An 18903-nucleotide genomic window follows, 5' to 3' on the forward strand; every position below is an offset into this window, starting at 1 on the left:
CCTCCCCCCATAGGAGTGACACCATGGCAGTCCAGCCCCCGCCCGCCGACCAGCGGATCGTGATCGAGAACGTCGCGATCGCCACCGTCGACGCCGTCGACACCGAGTACACCCGTGGCCACGTGGTCATCCTCGGCAACCGGATCGAATCCGTCGGCAACGGCGCCGCCCCGAACTGGCTGGACAACGTGGTGCGCCGGATCAACGGCGAGGGGCACCTGCTCACCCCCGGCCTGGTCAACACCCACCACCACTTCTACCAGTGGATCACCCGCGGCCTCGCCCAGGACAACATCCTGTTCGACTGGCTGGTCGCCCTCTACCCGACCTGGGCCCGGATCGACGAGAAGCTCGTGCACGCCGCCAGCCAGGGCTCGGCCGCCGCCCTGCTCAAGTCCGGCTGCACCACCGCCTCGGACCACCACTACGTCTTCCCCAAGGACGGCGGGGACGTCCTCGGCGCCTCCATCGAGGCCGTCCAGGAGCTCGGCCTGCGCTTCACCGCGCTGCGCGGCTCGATGGACCGCAGCAAGAAGGACGGCGGGCTGCCGCCGGACCACGCCGTCGAGGAGCTGGACGACATCCTGGCCGCCTCCGAGGCCGCCGTGGACCGCTACCACGACTCCTCGTTCGGCTCGATGCTGCACGTCGCGCTGGCGCCCTGCTCGCCCTTCTCGGTCTCCACCGACCTGCTCCGCCAGTCCGCCGAACTCGCCCGCCGCAAGGGCGTCCGGCTGCACACCCACGGCTCCGAGACGGCCGAGGAGGAGCAGTTCTGCAAGGAGCTGTTCGGCATGGGGCCGACGGACTACTTCGAGTCGGTCGGCTGGCTCGGCGAGGACGTCTGGATGGCGCACTGCGTCCACATGAACGACTCCGACATCGCCAAGTTCGCCGAGACCGGCACCGGCGTGGCGCACTGCCCGTCCTCCAACGCCCGGCTGGCCGCCGGCATCGCCCGGGTCCCGGACATGCTCAAGGCCGGCGTACCGGTCGGGCTCGGCGTCGACGGCACCGCCTCCAACGAGTCCGGCGAGCTGGGCACCGAGCTGCGCAACGCGCTGCTGATCAACCGCCTGCACGGCTACCCGACCGCGCTGACCGGGCGCCAGGCACTGCGGCTGGGCACCATGGGCGGCGCCCGGGTGCTCGGGCGGCAGAACGAGATCGGCTCGATCGAGGTCGGCAAGTTGGCCGACCTGGCGCTGTGGAAGATCGACGGAGTCATGCACTCCTCGATCGCCGACCCGGTCGCGGCCCTCACCTTCGGCGCGCTGCCGCCGCTGGCGACGCTGTTCGTCAACGGCAACGCCGTGGTCGAGAAGGGCGAGCTGACCACCGTCAACGAGGACCGGATCGCGCGCGCCTGCGCCCGCGCCGCCAAGGAGCTGGCCTCCCGGCCGGTTTGACGGTCCTCCGCCCGACAACACCAAGGAGCTCCGGGAGCGCGCCCAGGGACGGTGCGCGACCCGGACTCCGTACGCCCGCCAGGGTGTACGGACTCGCGGCCCCGAACCCACGGCGAGGGTTCGGGGCCGCGGCGCGCGCGGAGGGCGGGGCGGGGAGGCGGGGACGGGACGGGGCGGGAGACGGAGACGGGGACGGGGACGGGGAAGGGGAAGGAAGAGCGGACAGACGACAGCGAACAGATAACAGATGACGAAAGTTGTCATCCGTTATCTGTTCGCTGTTTGTTGTTCCCTGTTCGCTGTTGGCCGTTCCCCTCAGGCCACGTGCCTCAGGCCGTACGCCCCAGCGTCCCCAAGTAGGCGCGCCAGCCACCGTGGTGGGTGATCTCCCGGTGCACGCCGCGCTCGACCTCGCCGCGGGCCAGCAGCATCGAGAAGCACGCCGAGCCGTCCTCCAATTCGATCACGCCGAGCTCCAGCTCCCTGGGCTCGCCGGGCAGGATGACGTCCCGCAGGCGCTCCAGGCTGATCTCGTACAGCTCGCCCTCGATCGCGCTGTCGACCTCCGGGGCGGGCAGCAGCCCCGGGCAGACGTCCGTCCCGCCGCTGTGGTCGATGGAGAAGAAGCGGTAGCCGGGCGCGGTGCGGGCCGGACCGATCAGGGCGTCGGCGACATTCTCGTGGAACGGTCCGCCGACCATCGCCTGGCCGTTGAAGAAGATGCGTGCCATCAGTGAACTCCTCGGAAAGAAAAGACCGTTCCGTACGGCGACGAGAGGACAGGTGGATTCGTCGCCGTACGGAACGGAGCATTGGGCGGCGGGACTGCTACAGCCCGGCAGGCGGCAGCGGTGGCGTCGGCGGATAGATTGGTGCTCAGCCCAGCAGGGGCAGCGCGGGGAGGGTCAGGAAGTCCGCGAACTCCTCGGCCAGGGCGACCTGTTCGAAGAGCTGGGCGGCCTCGCGCCAGCGGCCGGCCTGGTAGGCCTGGTCGCCGAACTCGGAGCGGAGCTCGGCCAGTTCGGTGGCGACCAGGGTGCGCACCAGCTCGGCGGTGGCCTTCTCGCCGGTGTCGGACAGCACGACCCCGTTGTGGATCCACTGCCAGATCTGCGAGCGCGAGATCTCGGCGGTGGCGGCGTCCTCCATCATGTTGAAGATGCCGACCGCACCGATCCCGCGCAGCCACGCCTCGATGTAGCGGACGCCGACCTGGACGGCGTTGTGCAGCCCCGCGCGGGTGCAGGTGCCGCCGGCCCCGGCGATGTCGAGCAGGTCGGCGGCGGTGACCGGCTCGGTCGGGCCGGGGTTGTCCTTCTGGTTCGGCCGCTCGCCGAGCACCGCGTCGAAGGAGGCCCGGGCGACCGGGACGAGGTCCGGGTGGGCGACCCACGAGCCGTCGAAGCCGTTGCCGGCCTCGCGGTCCTTGTCCGCCTTGACCTTCTCCAGCGCGGCGGCGTTGACCTCGGGGTCCCGGCGGCTGGGGATGAAGGCCGCCATGCCGCCGATCGCGTGGGCGCCGCGCCGGTGGCAGGTGCGCACCAGCAGGCGGGTGTAGGCGGCCATGAACGGCGAGGCCATGGTGACGCTGTTGCGGTCCGGCAGGATGTAGTGCTCGCCCGCGTCGCGGAAGTTCTTCACGATCGAGAACAGGTAGTCCCAGCGCCCGGCGTTGAGGCCGGCCGCGTGGTCGCGCAGCTCGTAGAGGATCTCGTCCATCTCGAAGGCCGCGGTGATGGTCTCGATCAGCACGGTGGCCCGGACGGTGCCGTGCGGGATGCCCAGCTCGGCCTGGGCGTGGGTGAACACGTCGTTCCAGAGCCGGGCCTCGAGGTGGCTCTCGGTCTTCGGCAGGTAGAAGTAGGGGCCGGAGTTGGGGTCCTCGGCGCCCTTGGCGAGCAGCCGGGCGGCGTTGTGGAAGAAGTACAGGCCGAAGTCGACGAACGCTCCGGCCACCGGGACGCCGTCGACCAGCAGGTGGTTCTCGTCCAGGTGCCAGCCGCGCGGGCGGACCACGACGGTGGCGAGTTCGGCGGCGGGCTTGAGGGTGTAGGCCTTGCCGGCCGTGCTGGTGAAGTCGATCCGGCCCTCGAGGGCGTCGATCAGGTTGACCTGGCCGCTGACCACGTTCTCCCAGGTCGGGGAGGTGGCGTCCTCGAAGTCGGCGAGCCAGATCTTCGCCCCGGAGTTGAGGGCGTTGATGACCATCTTGCGGTCGGTGGGGCCGGTGATCTCGACCCGGCGGTCCTGGAGCGCGCGCGGCGCCTCGGCGACCTTCCAGTCGCCGGCCCGGACGTCGGCGGTCTCGGGGAGGAAGTCCAGTGTGCCGGTGCGGGCGATCTCGGCGCGTCGACTCTTCCGCCTGGCCAGCAGTTCCTGTCGGCGACCCTCGAAGGCGCGATGGAGGCCCACGACGAAGGCGACCGCCTCCGGGGTGAGCACCTCCTCGGCCCGGTGGACGCGCGGACCGGCGACAGTGACGACCGGAGCGGCGGGGGAGGCGCCGACGGGCCCCTGATCTGCAGCCATGAGCAGGACACTCCTAAGACGGTTGAGCCTGGCGAAGGGAGCTCCGGTGGGAGCCTCCTCGGGAACTTCCTCGATCGTTACCCGCCTGTCGGCGAATTCGATTCTGTAAGGTGGAGACTAGTTTCCGCGATACAGAATTTCAACGGTTTGTTGAAGAGGTCGCCGGGACTCTACTCCTCCCCGACAGCGAAGGGAACGCCGGTGGTTGCGACCCCCGACACAGCATCGACGACAGGCGCCGACCGCGCGAGCGGCGGCGTGCAGTCCGTCGAGCGCGCCTTCCAACTCCTGGAGGCGCTGGCCGACTCGGGTGGCGTGGCCACCCTCAGCGAACTCTCCACCAGCTCCGGCCTCCCGATGCCGACCATCCACCGACTGGTCCGTACCCTCGTGCAGCAGGGCTATGTCCGCCAGGACACCGCGCGCCGCTACACCCTCGGCCCCCGGCTGATCCGGCTCGGCGAGACGGCCGGTCGACTGCTCGGCAGCTGGGCCCGCCCGTACCTGGCCGAGCTGATGGAGGCCACCGGCGAGACCGCCAACCTGGCGGTGCTGGAGGGCGGCGAGGTGGTGTACGTCGGACAGGTGCAGTCGCGGCGCTCGATGCGGATGTTCACCGAGGTCGGACGGCGGGTGCAGCCGCACTGCACCGGTGTCGGCAAGGCCCTGCTCGCCCAGCTCCCGGAGGACGAGGCGCGCGCGGTCCTGGGCCCCAACCCGCTGCCCGCGCACACCGAGTACACCCTCACCGACCCGCAGGAGCTGATGGACCAGCTCGCCGAGGCGCGCGAGCGCGGGTACGTGGTGGACGACCAGGAGCAGGAGATCGGCGTCCGCTGCATCGCCCTCGCGGTGCCGGGCGCGCCGACGCCCACCGCGCTCTCGGTGTCCGGCCCGGAGGCCCGGATCCGGGCGCTGGAGGAGCAGACGGGGGCATCCTCGCTGGTGCCGGTGATGCAGCAGATCGCGACCCGGCTCGGGCAGGTCCTGGCACCCTGACGCATCGTCAACTCACCTGGCACGCAGGGGATTGAGCACGGGGACCTGAACGCAAGAACCGGCAGCCGTTTCGACCGCACGGTGGTCGAAACGGCTGCCGGCCCATGAGAGCGGCTGGTCCTGGGGGCTACGCGGGCCCGGCGGCTACGGTCAGCGGTAGACGCGCACGTAGTCGGCCGCGAAGGTGAGCGGGGTGGTCCCCTGCGGCGCGGGGTGGTACTTCCCGGCACACACCGAGAGGTTGAGGATCAGGTACGCCGAGAAGTTGGCGCCCACGCCCTTGTTGTCCGAGTACACCTTGACGCCGTTGACGTACCAGTCCACCGAGTTGGCGCCGTAGTAGGTGCCGATGGTGACCCACTGGTCCTTGGCGACGGCCTTGGCGTCGGTGTAGTACTCGGGGTTGCTCGGGTTGATGTGGTTGGTCAGCTCCAGCAGGTTCGGGTTGTCCGGGTGGTACTCGAAGGAGTCGATCTCCCCGTTGCCGTTCTTCCAGGTCCACAGGGCGGGCCAGGCGCCGGTGCCCGAGGGCATCTTGACCCGGGCCTCGGCGTAGTCGCCGGTCTTGACCTGGAAGCCCTCGGTGGAGCCCTCGGTGGTCAGGAAGCCGGTGTTCCAGGACTGCTGGCCGTTCTCCAGGGTGGGCCCGCCCGGGGTGGCGGTGAAGGTGGCGACGCCGTTCGCGACGGTGACGTTGTTCTTGTTCAGCCAGTCGAGCTTGTTGTCGTCCGGGTTGTGGTTCCCGTACTTGTACGAGGTGCTCTTGTCGCCGACCCAGCGCTGACCCCAGTCGATCGGGCTGTTGAACTCGTCGGACCAGGTCAGCGACTTGCCGGCGACCGGAGAGGACGGCGCGGGCGTCGTCGGGGTGGCCGTGGCGGTCGGCGTCGTGGTGGGTGCCGCGGTGGGCGTCGCCGTCGGGGACGGGGTCGGCGTCGTGGTGGGTGCCGCGGTGGGCGTCGCCGTCGGGGACGGGGTCGGCGTGGACGTACCGGTGGCCGCGACCACCAGCTGCTGCGAGGGCAGGTTGTGCCAGCCGCCGCCGAAGTCCTGCCAGAAGCCGAACTGGGTGTACGTCCCGGCCGGCAGGGTGCGCGCACCGCTGGTGAAGTTGAGCCCGGTCGGGCATATCTGCACGTTGGTCGCGTTCCCCGGGAAGTCCAGGTTGGTGCCGCGCGCGTCGCGGACGCCGACGCCGACCGTCTTGGCGGTGAAGCAGGACGAGGAGTGCAGGCCCAGCGAGGCGGTGGCGGCCCGGCCGGCGACCATGGTGGCCGGAGCCAGCCGGTCCTGGGTGACGGTCGGGGCGGTGGCGGCCTGGGCGCCGGCGACGGACGGCAGCCCGAACAGGCCGGCACCGCTGATCGCGAGCGCCCCGGTGGCGGCGAGGGCGGCGTTGCGGCCGCGGTGGGTCTTACGGGCGTGGCGGGGGGCGCGACGGCGCCCGGCAGGCTGGTGCATGGGGGGTCCTCTGCGACGCCTGCGAGGTGAGCTGTCGGATTCGGGCTGCAGTTGCCCGGCCGCCTGTGGAGCGGCTTCACCCCTAGCCACGGTCCGCACGCTGATGCGTACGGACCGGGCGCTGACCTTGGTTCCCCCGCTCCCGTCCGCTGTGGTGCTCGAGTGCCGGCCGGCGGGTGGACAGGACTCGGCGTCCCGGCGGCGGGGTCCGCGACAGCGGACGACGGTTGCAGGCTAGGCAGGCCGTCCGTGAACGGACAACCTGATCGGGCCGGTTGTCGCACAGCTCACAGTGGTGTCGATCAACGACGCTGCGTGGCGGCCGAGTTGATCAACCTCGGGACCGTGGCCTGGCGATCAGCCGGGCCAGTCGGCCACCTGGCCCTCGGCGCCCGGCGACCAGGCCGACTCCAGGTGGTTCAGCCCGGCGAGCAGCCGGGTGCCGCCGACCTCGCGGTGCCGTCGGTGTCCGACGCGCTCGCGGTGAACACGATGCCGTCGCTGGGCCCGCGGTCCTCGTCCAGCACGCCCGGGATGTCCGCCGACCCCGCCCGCCGGCAGGTAGGTCGGCACCGAGGCGGGGATCCCGGCCCGCCGGAGCGGCGCGATCAGCGAACCGGGGTGGTGGCGGACCCCGCCGTGGCGCGGGGCCGCCCGAGTCCGACCGATCGGATAAATTGGAACCCTGGCGTTTTCCGCGGTGCACAAGTGCACCGAGCCCAGACCACACGGTCCGTCCCGCACTCCCGAGAAGAGGTCCCGCCCCACCATGACCGCGCCCCTGCCCGCCTTCGCCGGCCGTACCTACGTCTTCCGGGCCGACAACGGCGCGGCCTTCCGCAACAGCTACTCGGCCGACGGCACTCGGCTGCGCTGGGAGGGCCTTGGCGAGTCGGCCGGCCAGTGGGAGGACGTGCGGCTGCACGTCGCCGAGGTCGCGCCGGAGATCTACTTCATCAGCTGGACGGAGCAGAGCGGGATCACCGTCAGCCATGTGATGGACCTCAACGCGCTGACCGTACGGGCCTTCTGGACCTTCGAGGGCGAGGGCGGCCGGGTCGGCCAGCTGCACACCGGGACGCTGGAGCGGGTGGCCTGACCGGCGCCGCGCCGTAGCACGCACGAACCCCCGGGGCCTCGGCTCCGGGGGTTCGGCGCGTTCTCTCCGGACGGCGTCGAACGGCTTCAGACGGCCTCGGGCAGCGGTGACGTCACGTGGCCTGGCTCGCCTGGCCCGGCTGGTTCGGCTGGTTCGGCTGGCCCGAGGCGTTCGGCTCGCCCGGCACCTTGAGGTGCCGGGACAGCCACTCCAGTGAGGACGGCAGCAGGGCGCTCCAGGTCTCGAAGTTGTGGCCGCCGTTCTCGAGCATGCTGTACGAGACCTTCATCGGGCTGTGCACCGCGTCGATGAACGCCTCGGTGTCCGGCTTGTAGTTGCCGTCGCCCTTCTTGGTACCGGCCAGCAGCACCGAGATGTCGGGCTGCGGCAGGTGCTTCAGCCGCCACATCAGGTTGGCCTCGTCGCGGCGCTGCTTGCTGCCGCCGAAGAGGTCGCCGGTGGTCGGGTCGTCGGCGGCGTCGTAGTAGCCGGAGAGGGCGACGGCGGTCGGAAAGACGTCCGGGTGGCGCATGGCCATCTTGACGGCGCAGTAGCCGCCCGTCGAGTTGCCCATGAAGGCCCAGGCGTGCGGGTCGGACGAGACCCGGTAGCTGGCCTGGATCGCCGAGGTGACGTCCTTGGTGAAGTAGGTGTCGGACTGGGCGCCGCCGGGGATGTCCTCGCACTCGGTGTCCTGCGGCAGGGCGGGCGAGGGCTGCAACATCACCATGACGGTCGGCTGCATCCGACCCTCCTGCAGCAGCTTGAGCGCGGCACCCGGGTAGTTGAAGCGGGTGATCAGGTTCTCGGCGATTCCTGGGAACCCGGTGCTGACGATCACGGCCGGGAACTGCCTCTGCGCGTACTCGGGCTGGAAGTACTGCGGCGGCAGGTAGACGTACCCCTCGGTCGACAGCCGGCTCACCCTGCCGTCGATCCGGACCTTGCGGATCTCGCCGGAGTGGCCCGGCTCACGCCCCATCGCGCCGCCGCCCTTGACCGAGGCCCGGCCTATGGTCTCCACCAGCAGGCGGCCGGAGGCGTCCGCCTTGTTGTGTATGACCACCGGGCCGGTGCTGCCGGTGCCCAGCAGATCGTCCCAACTGCTGTAGAACGCGAAGTAGTTGTTCGCCACCAGGCCGAGCGCGGCGAGCACCGTGAGCTGGGTGGCGAGCAGCGTGCCGATCCGGCCGAGCACTGCCTGCCAGCTCTTCCTGGCGAGTCTGGGCCACAGCCAGACCGTGCCGACCATCATCACGACCGCGATCAGCACGGTCAGCGCCAGCACCTTGTGGCTCGTCAGACCCATGTTTCAGTTGCTCCCACGCCTCGAACTCCACGCCCCCTCCGCTCAGGGACATCCGAGGAGTTCACCCCGGTTCCCCCACCGGGGCGCGACGTCCAACCCTAGCGGGAGCTGGGAGGAAGCTGATCGGCGGCTGTACGGCTGCGGGCGTGGGGCCACGCCCCGGCCGGTCGCGCCCAGAGCCCCAGCCCCGCCGTGAGCTCACGCATGCAGCGGGCGCCGAGGTCCTGCGGGGAGCCCGGACCGGTCACCGCCGCGTCGGAGGCGGCCCACTGCTCCAGGGCCACCCGGATCGCCGCCGTGGCCGCGGCGGCGGCCAGCCGGATCTCCAGCGGGTCGGCGCCGACCGGGCTGCGCTCGGCCAGCACGGACCGCAGCCGCTCCTCGGAGCCCGCGTGGACCCGCTGCCAGGTGCCGTCCAGTCGGGGGTCGCGCAGCAGGCTGCGGGTCCAGTGCATCGCCTCGACGGCCGCGTCGTCGGCCGGGGTCAGCGACTCCACCGCCGAGCGCTCCAGCGCCTCGCGCAGCGGGAGGTCCGCCGGGCTCTCGGCCAGCAGGTCGACCCAGCGCTGCCCACCGGCCGCCAGCAGCGGGGCGACGGCGTCCTCCTTGACGGAGAAGTAGCGGTAGAAGGTGCGCAGCGAGATGCCCGCGGCATCGGCGACCTCCTCGGCGGTGGTCGCCTCCGCGCCCTGCTCGGCGAAGAGCGCGGCGGCGGTGCGGGCGATCTCCAGCCGGGTGGCGTCACGGCGGCGCTGGGTCAGGGTCGGGCGTCCGGTCACAAGGGTCAGCGTACGCATCCCGGGACCGTCATGACGCGTCGCGCCGATGTGACACGTCGAGCCTTGTTGGCACGATGTGCCATCACGGCGTACCGTGCCGCTTGAGGTCGAGAGACCACGAACGAAGGGAGTACCACCATGGAGCGCTTCAGCGGACGGAACGTCCTGATCACCGGCGGCGGCTCTGGCATCGGCCAGGCGACCGTGCACCGGCTCCTCGCCGAGGGCGGGAGGGTCGTCGCCGTCGACGTCAACGAGGACGGCCTGAAGAAGACCCTGGACCGCGCGACCGCGGACGGCACCGCCGACCGCCTGACGATCCGGGTCCTGGACATCTCGGACGAATCCGCCGTGGTCGCGGGCATGGCCGAGGCGATCGCGGGCCTGGGCGGCCTGGACGTCCTGGTCAACGCGGCCGGCATCCTCCGCTCCTCGCACACCCACGAGACCACCCTGGAGTTCTGGAACAAGCTCCTCGCGGTGAACCTCACCGGCACCTTCCTGATGACCCGCGAGGCGCTCCCCGCCCTGCTCGCGACCGGCCGGGGCGTGGTGGTCAACTTCAGCTCCACCTCCGCGAGCTTCGCCCACCCCTACATGGCCGCGTACGCCGCGACCAAGGGCGGCATCCAGTCCTTCACCCACGCCATCGCCTCGGAGTACTCGAAGCAGGGCCTGCGCGCGGTCTGCGTCGCGCCGGGCAGCATCGACAGCGGCATGACCAACAACCCCGGCCTGCCCGCCGACGCCGACTTCAGCCTGCTCGCCAAGCTCTCCCCCGCCCTCGGCCAGGGCTTCGCGGGCCCGGACACGGTGGCCGGCGTGATCGCCATGCTGGCCTCCGACGACGGCGCCTTCGTCACCGGCACCGAGCTGCGCATCGACGGCGGCACCCACATGTGAGCCGTCCGGCCGACCGGCGGGGCCCGTGCCGTCCCCCATCCGGCACGGGCCCCGCTCCGGCCGTCAGCCGGTCGTCCGGGTCCGGGCGTGACGGCCGCGCGGAACCAGACCCTGCCGGGCGTCACGGTGGGCGCCGAGCGCGTTGCCCAGGACGGCGACGGCGGCGCCGAGCAGCAGCAGGACCGCCGCCATCAGGAAGGACGCCCCCGCGATCCGGCGGTAGCCGCCGTGGCGGGCGGGTTCGAGGAACGGGTAGGGGTACCAGTCGACGGCGTGGCCGCGGAGCAGCACGTAGGCCAGGTAGAGCAGGGGGAAGGCCAGCCAGCCGAGCACCACCGCGGGGCGGATCGGCCGGACGGGCGGGTCGATCAGCCAGTCGGCGAGCACGACGAGGGGCATGGCGCGGAGGAGCACGTCGTCCACCCACGGGATCACCACTGGCGCCGGGTACGTCGCCAGCAGTGTGCCGTAGGTCAGTCCGGTGATCGCCAGGTAGAGCACCACCGCCCCGCGCACCGCGTCCGGTACGGGCCGACGGCCGGTCGTTCCGGCCCAGCCGCCGTAGCCGAGGACGGCCATCGCGGCGAGGTTGCCGAGGTTGGTGAAGTAGCTGAAGAAGTTCACCACCCCGGAGCCGCCGGCCGCCGCGTGGTGGCCGGCGAAGCAGAGCGCGACGGCGAGGAAGGACGCGACGGCGAGCCGGGCGGGAGCGAGCCACGAGTGCATCGTCGGGACCGCCTCTCTGGGGCGTGGGCCGGGCAGGAGCTCATCGGATTGAAACCCCGGCGGGTGGACCCGGCCACAGGAGCCGGCCCGGCCGGGACGCATCAGCGGGCCCGGCCGGGACGGCATCAGGGGGTGCGCCAGTCGGCGGCCAGGGCGGCCGCCGGGTTGGCGACCAGCAGCCGGTCGGGCAGCTCGGGCCCGAAGGTGCGGGCCAGCCGCGGGGCGAGGTCGGTGAGCAGCCGGGCGGGGCCGCCCGCCGCGCGGGCCGTCCTCGTCGTGGTGTCCGCACCGAGCAGCAGCCGGTCGGCGTGGCCGGCCTCGACCAGGTCGGCGATCACATCGAAGGCCTGGAGGTCGGCGGGGTGGCCGATCCGGGAGGGGCTGTCCAGGGCCAGGAACACGCCCTCGGCGGCCAGGCTGCGGTGGATCGCCCGGTCGGTGAAGCGGGTGAGGTGGCCGAGGACGATCCGGTCGGGGCTGACTCCGTGCCGTCCGTGGAGCCGGCGAAGGACACCGTGCGGGTCGCCGTCTGGTTCGAGGTGGACCGCGATCGGCGCGCCGGTGACGTGGTGCGCCTCGGCCGCGGCGGCGGTCGTCCGGCGGGTGTGCGCGGTCAGCGGTCCGGCATCGTCGGCGATCTTGATCAGGCCGGGCCGGACGCCCTCGGGGGCACCGGGGAGACCGGTGGTGAGCTCGGCGACGAAGCGCTCGGCGAGGTCGCCGTGCGGGCCGGGGTCGGCGTTCGGGGCGGGGCCGGCGTGCGGGGCGGGGCCGGCGTGCGGGGCGGGGCCGGCGAGGCGGCCTTCCGGGTAGTGGGCCGCCTGGTGCGCGCCGGTGGCGGCGACGACGTGGACGCCGGTCGCGCGGGACAGCTCGGCGAGGGCGGCCGTGCCCCGGCCCATGCCCCAGGGCGTCCACTGGACGAAGGTGCGGCCGCCGACGGCCGCGTACCCGCGCAGCACCTCCTCGGCGGCCGCCCGGTCGTCCAGTTCCTGGCCGGGGAGCAGCGGGCTGCGGATGAAGAGGTGGTCGTGGGAGTCGGTGACACCCAGCTCGGCGGGGGCGACGTCGCCCAGGACGGTCCGTACGGTGCGGGCGGCGGTCACGCCTCCTCCTCCGGGGTGTCGGTCGCCGGGGTGTCGGTCGCCGGGACCTCGGTCGCCAGGGCGTCGGTTTCCCCGAAGGTGGCGGTGGCGACCCGGAGGCCGGCCAGGGCCTTGGGGACCCCGACGTACGGGGCCAGGTGGACGATCACCTCGGTGATCTCCTCGCGCGTCATCCCGATCCGCAGGCTGTTGCGGACGTGGTCGGCGAGCTGCGGCTCCACGCCGCCGAGGGCGGTGAGCGCGGCCAGGTTGGCGATCTGGCGGTCGCGCAGGGCGAGGCCCGGCCGCTGGTAGGTGCCGCCGAAGAGGCTGGTGACGATCCAGTCGGGGAAGCCGGGGGCGAGCGAGTCCAGGCCGCCGAGAGTGGCGGCGGCGGCCGGGCCGGCCAGGTCGGCGAGCAGGGCGTAGCCGGCTTCGCGGTCGAACGGGGCGGTGCTGAGACCGGCGGGGACGAGGCCGGCGGGGGCAGGGGCGGTGATCGGGGAGGTTGGCATGACGGTGGCGGAACCTTTCACCAGTGGCGGCCGGCCGGCAGCCGGTCGAGTTCGGGGCGGGACAGGTGCAGCACCCGGTAGCGGGTGCCCGGCGCGGCCTCGGGGGCCGGGCCGTGCCAGAGGGCGAGGCTGAGCAGTTCCCAGCGGCTCGGGTCCACGGCGACGGCGGCGGTGTGCAGTGCGGGGTGTGCCGGGAGTTCGGCGAGGGCCCGCTCGATGGCCTCGGCCGGGTCGGCGGTCTCCGGGAGCCGTACGGTCGCGCGGGTGGCGGTGGTCGGGGCGTCGGTCCGGGTGCCCGCGGACAGGCCCGCGCCGAGCCAGTGGCGGACGGCGGGGCGGCCGAAGTCCGCGCTCAGGCCGCGGAAGCCGGGCCCCCACAGGAAGGCGTTCATGCCCTCGGCGGTGCGCCAGAGGTAGAACGGCGCGTACTGGTTGACCGGCGAGCCGTCCTGACCGCGCTCGCGGACCAGGTACGCCTTGAGGCCGAGGCCGGGGTGGGAGTCGAGCAGGTGGCCCTTGTCGGCCACGCGCTTGCGGATGATGCCCATGTCGTAGTCGGCAGGGAGGGTGATCTCGTACTGCATGGCGTGCACGGCGGGCTCCTGGGCTCGGGTGGCGGATCTGTGGTCGGGATCCGTCAGACCCGGCGGTGAGCGGCGAGCAGGCCGAGGGCGCCGCGGACGGCCTGTTCGAAGGGTGCGGCGCTGTCCGCGGCGCGGGCCAGCACGTAGCCGCCCTGGACGACGGCGACCACGGCGGCGGCGGTGTCCGCCGGGTCGAGGTCGGAGGCGAACTCGCCGTGCGCCTGGCCCTCGGCGACCAGTTCGGCGAGCCGGCCGCGCAGCCAGTCGAAGGTCTCCTCGACCGGGGCGCGCAGCTGCGGGTCGGCGACGACGTCCGGATCCTGGGCCATCCGGCCCATCCGGCAGCCGCGCAGTACCTCGCGGTCGCGGTGCAGGTAGGCGGCGATTCGGTCGTACGCGGTGCCGGGGGCGGCGAAGTCGGCCTCGGCGATGCCCCGCATCTGCTCGGCGCTGCGACGCAGGGCGGCGGCGGCGAGGTCGGGCTTGCCGGCGAAGTGGTGGTACATGCTGCCCTGGCCGACGCCCGAGCGCTGCTGGATGGCCTTGGGGCTGGTGCCGACGTAGCCGCGCTCCCAGAGGAGGGCCTGGGTGCTCTCGATGAGGCGGTCCTGGGTGGTCATGCCGTCCACTGTACATACCAGTAGGTACAGAGGGAAGGGGTTCGCCTTGACCCGCGGCGCGAATCAACGGGTTCGACGGGTTCGACGGGTTCGACAGGAAGGCCGGAAAAGTCCGAGGGCCGTGCGCCGCCCCCCGGCGGCCACGGCCCCTCGACCGTTCGTCATCCCCCGTGCCACCCAGGGGCATTCCGCCCCGGCCGGTGGCGCACGTCACGTCACGGACGGTGGCGGGCATCACGCGGAGTAGGGGGTGCGCGGCGCAATGCGCGGGCGGGGAGGTGCGTTTCGCTCGCGCGGGCGGTCAGGGCCGCTCGCGCCGGTTCACCGGGCCATCTCGCCAGCGAACAGCTCCAGTTGCTCCCAGCTCTTGCGGCGGTGCTCCACCAGGGACCGGCACTTCGCCAGTGGGTGGCATGAGTTGACGGAGAACAGCGGCTCACCGTACCGGGCAGCCGAGAGCCTAGCCGGGGCCGGGCAGCCGCAGGCCGCCCCGCGCGGCCCCCAGGCGGTCCCCAGGCGGACGTCCGCGACGATGAGCAGTTGTCGGAGGCGGGGCAAGGGCTTGCCCGGGCCGGACCGGCTGGCAAGATGTCCGGCATGAGCTACCTCGCCGCGGACGACCGCTACGCCTCGATGACCTACCGGAAGGCCGGCCGCAGCGGCGTCCAGCTGCCCGCCATCTCCCTGGGGCTCTGGCACAACTTCGGTGACGCCCAGCCGCTGGACGTGCAACGAGCCGTGCTGCGCCGGGCCTTCGACCGGGGCGTCACCCACTTCGACCTGGCGAACAACTACGGGCCGCCGTACGGCAGCGCCGAGCGCAACTTCGGCTACCTGTTCGCGCAGGACTTCCGGCCGTACCGCGACGAGCTGTTCATCGCGACCAAGGCCGGCTGGGACATGTGGCCCGGCCCGTACGGCAACGGCGGCAGCCGCAAGTACCTGCTGGCCAGCCTGGACCAGTCGCTGGGCCGGATGGGGCTGGACTACGTCGACGTCTTCTACTCGCACCGCTACGACCCGGACACCCCGATCGAGGAGACGATGGGGGCGCTCGACAGCGCGGTGCGCTCGGGCAAGGCGCTGTACGCGGCGGTCTCGAACTACCCGGCGGAGCAGCACCGGGAGGCGGTGGCGATCCTGCGGGAGCTGGGCACGCCGGTGCTGATGAACCAGTCGGCGTACTCGATCCTCAACCGGTCCGTGGAGGAAGGCGGCGTGCTGGACGCGGTGGGCGACACCCAGACCAGCCTGATCGCCTACTCCCCGCTCGCCCAGGGGTTGTTGACGGACCGCTACCTCTCCGGGCAGGTGCCTGCCGGGTCCAGGATGTCGGTCGGGAAGTTCCTCACCGAGGAGGTGCTGACCGGGTCGAAGCTGGAGCAGCTGCGCGCACTGAACAAGGTCGCCGAGGGACGCGGGCAGACCCTGGCTCAGCTGGCGCTGAGCTGGGTGCTGCGGGACCCGCGAGTGGTCTCGGTGATCATCGGGGCGAGCAGCGTGGCCCAGCTCGACCAGAACCTCGAGGCGCTGGCCGCCGGGCCGCTGACGGCGGAGGAGCTGGCGGAGATCGACCGGCTGAGTGCCTGAAAGCTGGGGCGCGGCCGGGGCAGCCGGGGTGGCCGACGGATGACAGCTGACAGATTTGGAAATCTGTCAGCTGTCATCTGTCAGTTGTTTGCTGTGGGCGCGCACTGGACGGCCCGCGCCCTGGCCGGGCGGTGTCCACGGCGCACCGGCTGGCCCGCACGCTGGTCAGCGCCAGGCTCCTGGAGCAGGACAGACTGATCCCCGGGCCACGCCCGGACCTGCGCCGAGCCCTCGCCATCCTCCTGCCGCCACCCGACCGGCGGGGCCCGACCGGGAGATCAGTGCACCAAGGGAGCGCCAACGCGCCGCAGCAAGAGGCCTGTTCGCGGAGCGAACGGACAACCCGCTGCGGCGGCAGCGGCCTTGGCGGCGGCGAGTCGACCAGTCGGCCAACCGAACCGACCGAACCGACCGAACCAGGCGATCAGTTGGCAGGCGTGTACTTGTAGCCGACCCGACGGACCGTCACGATCGAGTCCCGGTAAGCCGGTCCGAGCTTGCGGCGCAGTCGGGCGACGTGCACGTCCACGGTACGGCCGTCACCGACGTGGCCGTAGCCCCAGACCGCCGAGACCAGGTGGTCCCGGGTGTGCACCCGCTGCGGATGCTCGGTGAGGTGGGCCAGCAGCTCGAACTCCAGGTAGGTGAGGTCGAGCAGCCGCCCGTCGACGTAGGCGTTGCGCCGCTCGGCGTCGACGCTGATGCCGCGCCCGGCGGGCCGCACCGGTCGGGCGCCCGCCGCGGCACCCGAAGCGGAGGCCGACGCGGCGCCCGGTACGGCCGCCCCGGGCAGGCCGACCGGCGCGGCCGGGTGCTCGGCCGGCACCAGCACCAGGTACCCGACCATCGGGTGTCCGGCGGCGGCACCGGGCTGCGCGCCGTACTGGGCGAGCAGCCCCTGGGGCAGCAGGCCCTGCGGCAGGGCGGCGACCACGGCCGCCCCCTCCGGTAGCGCGGCGAGCAGCGAGGCGGGCGCCGGCGGTGCCACCGCGCCGGGGTGCGGCCCGACGGCCGGGGTCGCCCCCGGACGGGGCGCCCCGATGACGGAGGAGACCGGAACGCCGGAGGGTACGGCGGAGACCGGAGGAACGGACCGGACCGCGCGCAGGTGCGGGGTCGTGGTGGGCAGGGGCAGGGTGGCCGTGGAGGAGGAAGACATGGTGTGCCGCTCATTTCGCGCGTGACGGACGGGGTGGAGTCGTCTGCGCGTCGACCGGGCGTACTGCCGGGGCTGGACCGGGTGGAACCTGGTTCAGCGGGCGGAGGGCCGGGACGCGCTGGGCGAGCCCGGACACGTCTGATCGAACAGGTGTGGCTGCCGCGACGGCCAGAACGGTTCGAGGTCGGGACGACCCCGTCGGCCGTCCGTGGTGAGGCCGGCGCGGTCGGCACGGGCGCGGTCAGCGCGGTCGACGCGTCCGTTCCACCGTCCGGTCCGCGGACCCGCGCCCATCGCGGGAGCCGGCCCGGACGGACCGGAACGGCCGGCGATGCCGGGGGAGTTGCTGGGGCAGACGATGTTCACTGGTTGGTTTCTCCGCAAGGCGGGGCCGGATCGGTCGGTGGCGGGCGCACCTGACGGGCGGTCCGCTACGGCCTGGTCGACGGGGTCGGTGGCACGTCGCACGGCGCGGCCGGGTGCGGGCCGCAGGTGCCGGGTACGTACCGGGGTGAGGTGGGACCGGTCAGCGACAACAGGCGCTGCAGATCAGCGCGTGGTCGATGTAGCGGCGGAGGGTGAGCGCCGGCATGACGGGGCCGGGCACGGCGGTGCTGCGTCGCTGGTCGACGGTCATCCTGCTGCCCTCCCCCTTCGTCCTGCCTCGTGCTGCCACCGGCCCGAACGGACCGGCGGAAACGGGACGTTCCCAACCCTCCCGACGGCATGACCGGGACGGCTTACGTCCACAGAGCCTTCCACGCCCGAGCCTGTCTAGGCAACCTTCCGCACATCGACCGTCCGACATGTGGACCACCGAATGAGACGTCGGGTGCACGAAGGGCCCCTGACCGGCGGCGATCCCACGGGGCCTCAGGAGCGCGCGGCGGCCCGGTGGCGGAGGGCGGCGGCGTGCTCGACCAGCGCCACCAACAGCTCCTTGCCGTCCTCCCGCAGCCGGGCGTCGCACAGCACCACCGGGATCTCCGGGTCCAGGTCGAGTGCGTCCCGCACCTCGTCCGGGGCGAACCGCTCGGTGCCGTCGAAGCAGTTGACCGCGACCAGGAACGGGATGCCGCGCTGCTCGAAGAAGTCCACCGAGGGGAAGCAGTCGGCCAGTCGCCGGGTGTCCGCGAGCACCACGGCGCCGAGCGCACCGCGCGCCAACTCGTCCCAGACGAACCAGAACCGGTCCTGTCCGGGCGTGCCGAACAGGTAGAGCGCGAGTCCGGGCCGCAGGTCGATCCGGCCGAAGTCCATCGCCACCGTGGTGGTGCGCTTGGCCTCCACGCCCGAGGTGTCGTCCACCGGGCGGCCCAGCTCGCTCAGTTCCTCCTCGGTGCGCAGCGGCCGGATCTCGCTGACCGAGCCGACCAGGGTGGTCTTGCCCGCCCCGAAGCCGCCCGCCACCAGGATCTTCACCGCCACGGCCGGACCACCGCGCCAGCGCGGGTCGTTGGTGCTCCCGCCCGGCCTCGGCGAAGCGCCCGGCGGAGTACTCGGCGACGTGCCCGGCGGAGTACTCGGCGAGGTGTTCGGCGCAGTGCTCGGCGGGGTGGCGTCAGAGCGCACGGAGTCCATTGATCACGTCTCGCAGCAGGCGCTCGTCCGGCAGCTCGGCGAGCGGAACGGGTCGGGTGACGCTGATCAGGTCGGCGTCGTAGAGGTCGCCGAGCAGGACGCGCACCACGCTGACCGGCAGGTCGGTGTAGGAGCCGAGCTCGGCGACGGACAGCGGCTCGCGGCGGCACCAGGCCAGCAGGGTCTGGTGCTCCGGGTCGAGGACGTGCGCGGGCACGGCCCCCGCGTCCGGCCCGGGTTCCTTGGCGGTGACCAGCGAGATCAGGTCGAACAGCCCCTCCTCGACCGGCCGGGTGCGGCCCCGGGTCATCGAGTAGAGCCGCACCACCGGGCCGGCCTCGTCGTCGAACCACCGGTCGTCGACCGGGGTACGCGGCCGGAACAGGTCGACCTCGGCACCGTCCGGCGCGTCCTGCCCCGACTCGGCGCCCTCGCCCCCGCCCCCGACCCCTGCCGCGCCCTCCGGCACCGCGGGGGTCGGGTCGTAGAGCGCCGCCGGGCCGTCGAGCCCCGCCGGGCCGCCCGGACCGTCCGCCTTCGGATCCGCCATCGGAC

The 18903-nt window shown here is 72.7% G+C and carries 18 protein-coding genes and 1 riboswitch; of the genes, 5 read left to right on the forward strand and 13 right to left on the reverse strand.

Annotated elements, in window-relative coordinates; all coding sequences use genetic code 11:
* Positions 1-23 precede the first annotated feature (23 nt).
* Positions 24-1409 (forward strand): 8-oxoguanine deaminase, encoded by a 1386-nt coding sequence (locus ACFWIS_RS17715; protein ID WP_380450854.1) that lies wholly within the window; start codon positions 24-26, stop codon positions 1407-1409.
* 329 nt (positions 1410-1738) lie between these two features.
* On the opposite strand, the gene ACFWIS_RS17720 is transcribed toward ACFWIS_RS17715, so the two are convergent.
* Both ACFWIS_RS17720 and aceB read right to left on the reverse strand, forming a co-directional pair.
* Positions 1739-2140 (reverse strand): gamma-glutamylcyclotransferase, encoded by a 402-nt coding sequence (locus tag ACFWIS_RS17720; protein ID WP_380450856.1) that lies wholly within the window; start codon positions 2138-2140, stop codon positions 1739-1741.
* Between the two features lie 145 nt (positions 2141-2285).
* Positions 2286-3938, reverse strand: coding sequence for a malate synthase A (gene aceB, locus ACFWIS_RS17725; RefSeq protein WP_380450857.1), 1653 nt, complete (start codon positions 3936-3938; stop codon positions 2286-2288).
* A gap of 201 nt (positions 3939-4139) precedes the next feature.
* On the opposite strand from aceB, the gene ACFWIS_RS17730 reads away from it, so the two are divergent.
* Positions 4140-4937 carry an IclR family transcriptional regulator gene (locus ACFWIS_RS17730; protein WP_380450859.1) on the forward strand — a complete coding sequence of 266 codons (798 nt, stop codon included), beginning with the start codon at positions 4140-4142 and terminating at the stop codon, positions 4935-4937.
* A 150-nt stretch (positions 4938-5087) separates the two neighbouring features.
* On the opposite strand, the gene ACFWIS_RS17735 is transcribed toward ACFWIS_RS17730, so the two are convergent.
* Positions 5088-6398 (reverse strand): family 16 glycosylhydrolase, encoded by a 1311-nt coding sequence (locus ACFWIS_RS17735; RefSeq protein ID WP_380523901.1) that lies wholly within the window; start codon positions 6396-6398, stop codon positions 5088-5090.
* Between the two features lie 3 nt (positions 6399-6401).
* A riboswitch (cyclic di-AMP (ydaO/yuaA leader) is annotated at positions 6402-6565 on the reverse strand.
* A 602-nt stretch (positions 6566-7167) separates the two neighbouring features.
* Here ACFWIS_RS17735 and ACFWIS_RS17740 point away from each other — a divergent pair.
* On the forward strand, positions 7168-7497 hold the full coding sequence (locus ACFWIS_RS17740) for a MoaF N-terminal domain-containing protein (protein WP_375891436.1): 330 nt from the start codon (positions 7168-7170) through the stop codon (positions 7495-7497).
* A gap of 112 nt (positions 7498-7609) precedes the next feature.
* Here the strand turns inward: ACFWIS_RS17740 and ACFWIS_RS17745 are convergent, their stop codons facing one another.
* Positions 7610-8806 (reverse strand): alpha/beta hydrolase, encoded by a 1197-nt coding sequence (locus ACFWIS_RS17745; RefSeq protein ID WP_380450863.1) that lies wholly within the window; start codon positions 8804-8806, stop codon positions 7610-7612.
* 98 nt (positions 8807-8904) lie between these two features.
* Positions 8905-9603, reverse strand: a complete 699-nt coding sequence (locus ACFWIS_RS17750) for a TetR family transcriptional regulator (RefSeq protein WP_380450866.1) — start codon at positions 9601-9603, stop codon at positions 8905-8907.
* Positions 9604-9723: 120 nt separating this feature from the next.
* Between ACFWIS_RS17750 and ACFWIS_RS17755 the strand changes: the two genes are divergently transcribed.
* Positions 9724-10488: an SDR family NAD(P)-dependent oxidoreductase gene (locus ACFWIS_RS17755; protein ID WP_380523903.1), complete on the forward strand. Its 765-nt coding sequence runs from the start codon at positions 9724-9726 to the stop codon at positions 10486-10488.
* A gap of 63 nt (positions 10489-10551) precedes the next feature.
* Here the strand turns inward: ACFWIS_RS17755 and ACFWIS_RS17760 are convergent, their stop codons facing one another.
* From ACFWIS_RS17760 to ACFWIS_RS17780, 5 genes are all read right to left on the reverse strand, one after another.
* Positions 10552-11214 (reverse strand): Pr6Pr family membrane protein, encoded by a 663-nt coding sequence (locus ACFWIS_RS17760; protein ID WP_380450870.1) that lies wholly within the window; start codon positions 11212-11214, stop codon positions 10552-10554.
* 125 nt (positions 11215-11339) lie between these two features.
* Entirely contained in the window at positions 11340-12320 is a 981-nt protein-coding gene (locus tag ACFWIS_RS17765; protein ID WP_380450872.1) for a phosphotriesterase, read from the reverse strand.
* Positions 12317-12814, reverse strand: a complete 498-nt coding sequence (locus tag ACFWIS_RS17770) for a carboxymuconolactone decarboxylase family protein (RefSeq protein ID WP_380450874.1) — start codon at positions 12812-12814, stop codon at positions 12317-12319. Before ACFWIS_RS17770 ends, ACFWIS_RS17765 begins: the two co-directional genes overlap by 4 nt.
* 17 nt (positions 12815-12831) lie before the next feature.
* Positions 12832-13407 (reverse strand): DUF4865 family protein, encoded by a 576-nt coding sequence (locus ACFWIS_RS17775; protein WP_380450876.1) that lies wholly within the window; start codon positions 13405-13407, stop codon positions 12832-12834.
* 44 nt (positions 13408-13451) lie between these two features.
* Positions 13452-14018: a TetR/AcrR family transcriptional regulator gene (locus ACFWIS_RS17780; RefSeq protein ID WP_380450878.1), complete on the reverse strand. Its 567-nt coding sequence runs from the start codon at positions 14016-14018 to the stop codon at positions 13452-13454.
* 597 nt (positions 14019-14615) lie between these two features.
* On the opposite strand from ACFWIS_RS17780, the gene ACFWIS_RS17785 reads away from it, so the two are divergent.
* Positions 14616-15608 (forward strand): aldo/keto reductase, encoded by a 993-nt coding sequence (locus tag ACFWIS_RS17785; RefSeq protein WP_380450880.1) that lies wholly within the window; start codon positions 14616-14618, stop codon positions 15606-15608.
* A gap of 424 nt (positions 15609-16032) precedes the next feature.
* Here ACFWIS_RS17785 and ACFWIS_RS17790 read toward each other — a convergent pair whose 3' ends face one another.
* The 3 genes from ACFWIS_RS17790 to ACFWIS_RS17800 form a co-directional block, all read right to left on the reverse strand.
* Positions 16033-16767 (reverse strand): winged helix-turn-helix domain-containing protein, encoded by a 735-nt coding sequence (locus ACFWIS_RS17790; RefSeq protein WP_380450882.1) that lies wholly within the window; start codon positions 16765-16767, stop codon positions 16033-16035.
* 873 nt (positions 16768-17640) lie between these two features.
* Entirely contained in the window at positions 17641-18195 is a 555-nt protein-coding gene (locus ACFWIS_RS17795; protein ID WP_380450884.1) for an ATP/GTP-binding protein, read from the reverse strand.
* A 133-nt stretch (positions 18196-18328) separates the two neighbouring features.
* A complete protein-coding gene (locus ACFWIS_RS17800; RefSeq protein WP_380450886.1) occupies positions 18329-18898 on the reverse strand; it encodes a DUF742 domain-containing protein in 570 nt (189 codons plus the stop codon).
* Positions 18899-18903: the final 5 nt, after the last annotated feature.

This window comes from Kitasatospora sp. NPDC127060 (genome assembly GCF_042724935.1).
Classification (GTDB): Bacteria; Actinomycetota; Actinomycetes; order Streptomycetales; family Streptomycetaceae; genus Kitasatospora.